General features: G+C 43.9%; 3 protein-coding genes. All 3 read right to left on the bottom strand.

The genetic code is table 11. The features are described from left to right. A partial coding sequence (locus PL9214_RS29165; RefSeq protein ID WP_500690258.1) for a DUF8696 domain-containing protein occupies positions 1–828 on the bottom strand: 828 nt, incomplete at its 3' end. Between the two features lie 119 nt (positions 829–947). Beyond that, positions 948–1961 (bottom strand): FG-GAP repeat domain-containing protein, encoded by a 1014-nt coding sequence (locus PL9214_RS29160; RefSeq protein WP_500690257.1) that lies wholly within the window; start codon positions 1959–1961, stop codon positions 948–950. Positions 1962–2038: 77 nt separating this feature from the next. Next, a partial coding sequence (locus PL9214_RS29155; protein WP_186440498.1) for a DUF8696 domain-containing protein occupies positions 2039–3177 on the bottom strand: 1139 nt, incomplete at its 5' end.

Below are 3177 nucleotides of genomic sequence, written 5' to 3'. Positions count from 1 at the left end.
ACTATTAACTGTTTCTGCTGTTCCTAATAAGTCAGTATAACTAACTTTTACTTGTACCTTTTTCCCTACTTGTGCTTGAGATAAGGTGAAAGTATTATTTGTCGCTCCACTAATATTAGTCCAGGTGACTCCATTATCTGAGGACTCTTGCCATTGATAATTTAATGTTCCTAAACCATCTGCATCTGCTAAGGTATTTGTGGCGGTTAAAATTTGGTTTTGTGTTGCTGTACCTGTAATAGTAACATTACCTGTCGGTAAGTCGTTAACATTAGTAACTACAGCAGTTGGACTACTATTAACTGTTTCTGCTGTTCCTAATAAGTCAGTATAACTAACTTTTACTTGTACCTTTTTCCCTACTTGTGTTTGAGATAAGGCGAACGTATTATTAGTTGCTCCACTAATATCAGTCCAGGTGACTCCATTATCTGAGGACTCTTGCCATTGATAATTAAACGTTCCTAAACCATCAACATCCGCTAAAGTATTGGTGGCGGTTAAAATTTGGTTTTGTGTTGCTGTTCCTGTAATACTAACATTACCTGTCGGTAAGTCGTTAACATTAGTAACTACAGCAGTTGGACTACTATTAACTGTTTCTGCTGTTCCTAATAGGTCTGTATAACTAACTTTTACTTGTACCTTTTTCCCCACTTGGGTTTGAGATAAGGTGAACGTATTATTAGTTGCTCCACTAATATTAGTCCAGGTGACTCCATTATCGGCTGACTGTTGCCATTGATAATTTAATGTTCCTAAACCATCTGCATCTGCTAAGGTATTTGTTGCCGTTAAGGTTTGATTTTGTTTTGCTGTCCCTGTAATACTAACATTACCTGTGGGTAAGTCGTTAACATTAGTAACGGTAGTTGTAGGTGAACTATTAACGGTTTCTGCTGTTCCTAATAGGTCTGTATAACTAACTTTGACCTGTACCTTTTTCCCTACTTGTGCTTGAGATAAGGTGNGCTGATGCTGCCAGAACTATCCCGGCCCGTGAGCAGGATGTCGGTGTCCCCATCTTTATCAAAGTCGGCCGTGGTGACGGAACTTCTGTAAACACCGGTGAGGGAGACGTTGGTGTTGAGGCTAAAACCACCACTGCCGTTGTTGCTATAGATTTGGCTGATGGGTTTCTTAGAACTATCTACGCCCGTGAGCAGGATGTCGGTGTCCCCATCTTTATCAAAGTCGGCCGTGGTGACGGAACTATAGCGAACACCGGGGAGGGAGATGTTGGTGTTGAGGCTAAAACCGCCACTGCCGTTGTTGCTATAGATTTTGCTGATGAGGTTCCATGGACTATCGGAGCCCGTGAGCAGGATGTCGGTGTTGCCATCAGAGTCAAAGTCGGCTGTGGTGACGGAACTATCGTAAACACCAGTGAGGGAGACGTTGGTGTTGAGGCTAAAACCACCACTGCCGTTGTTGCTATAGATTTTGCTGATGGAGCCAGAACCAGCGTCGCCCGTGAGCAGGATATCGGTGTCCCCATCTTTGTCGAAGTCGGCGGTGGTGACGGAACTATTGACAACACCGGTGAGGGAGACGTTGGTGTTTTCTTTAATGCTCAGACCCTGAATAATATTCCCGACAGTATCCCCACTGGAGTTGCTGTCATCTTCGTTAATAGGGGTGAGGCTATAGGTGATGTTGGTATTATCTAATACGGGAGCATGGTTAACGGCAGTGACATTAGTAACGGTAGCTGTGGGTGTACTATTAACCGTTTCTTGTGTTCCTAGTTGATCAGTATAACTAACTTTTACTTGTACCTTTTTCCCCACTTGGGTTTGAGATAAGGCAAACGTATTATTAGTTGCTCCATTAATATTAGTCCAGGTGACTCCATTATCGGATGACTGTTGCCATTGATAATTTAATGTTCCTAAACCATCAACATCTGCTAAGGTATTGGTTGCCGTTAAGGTTTGATTTTGTTTTGCTGTTCCTGTAATACTAACATTACCTGTGGGTAAGTCGTTAATATTAGTAACGGTAGTTGTAGGTGAACTATTAACCGTTTCTGCTGTTCCTAATAGGTCAGTATAACTAACTTTGACCTGTACCGTTTTCCCAACTTGTGTTTGAGATAAGGTNGATCACTGAAACCGAAGTCCGCCGTCGTAAAGGTGTAGTTGTTGTCTTCGTTAACGGTTAGGGTTTTGTCCGTGGCAGTGGGAGCATTGTTAAAGGCCGTTACCACAATGGAGGCGGTGGCGGTGTTGGTGCTAAAGGCTGTTGTACGGCCGTTAATGCGAGTGTCGGCTGTAGTTCCGGCTGTACCTGTGGACTGATCCCAGGCGCGGAAGGTGAGGGCAGTGGTAATAGTCCCGTTGTAGTCAGCGTTGGGTTGGAAGCGGACTTTGTTACTTGCATCTAATAATAGGGCCTTACTGTTGCTGACGGCGGGGAAGTTTGTCCAGGTTGTGCCGTTGTCGGTGGAATATTGCCAGGTGCCGTTCTTGTCGGCAGCTGTAATCGCGATGGCTTCGGTGATGGTGGTGGTGTCTACATCGGATATGGGGAGAAGATTGTTATAGATTTTGCTGATGAGTTTACTAGAACTATCCCAGCCCGTGAGCAGGATGTCGGTGTTGCCATCAGAGTCAAAGTCGGCGGTGGTGACGGAACTAAAGGCAACACCAGTGAGGGAGACGTTGGTGTTTTCGCTAAAACCGCCACTGCCGTTGTTGCTATAGATTTTGCTGATTCTGCCAGAACTATCTACGCCCGTGAGCAGGATATCGGNTAAGGTGAAAGTATTATTAGTCGCTCCACTAATATTAGTCCAGGTGACTCCATTATCTGAGGACTCTTGCCATTGATAATTAAAAGTGCCTAAACCATCAACATCTGCTAAGGTATTTGTTGCCGTTAAAATTTGGTTTTGTGTTGCTGTTCCTGTAATACTAACATTACCTGTAGGAGCATTATTCAAAAGTCCAGAAACCACAGAAGTCGGACTACTATTAACGGTTTCTGCTGTCCCTAATAGGTCAGTATAACTCACTTTTACTTGTACCGTTTTCCCCACTTGGGTTTGAGATAAGGTGAACGTATCATTAGTCGCTCCACTAATATCACTCCAGGTGACTCCATTATCTGAGGACTCTTGCCATTGATAATTTAATGTTCCTAAACCATCTGCATCTGCTAAGGTATTTGTGGCGG

This window comes from Planktothrix tepida PCC 9214 (assembly GCF_900009145.1).
Taxonomy (GTDB): Bacteria; Cyanobacteriota; Cyanobacteriia; order Cyanobacteriales; family Microcoleaceae; genus Planktothrix; species Planktothrix tepida.
This window is presented reverse-complemented; position numbering and strand designations above follow the sequence as displayed.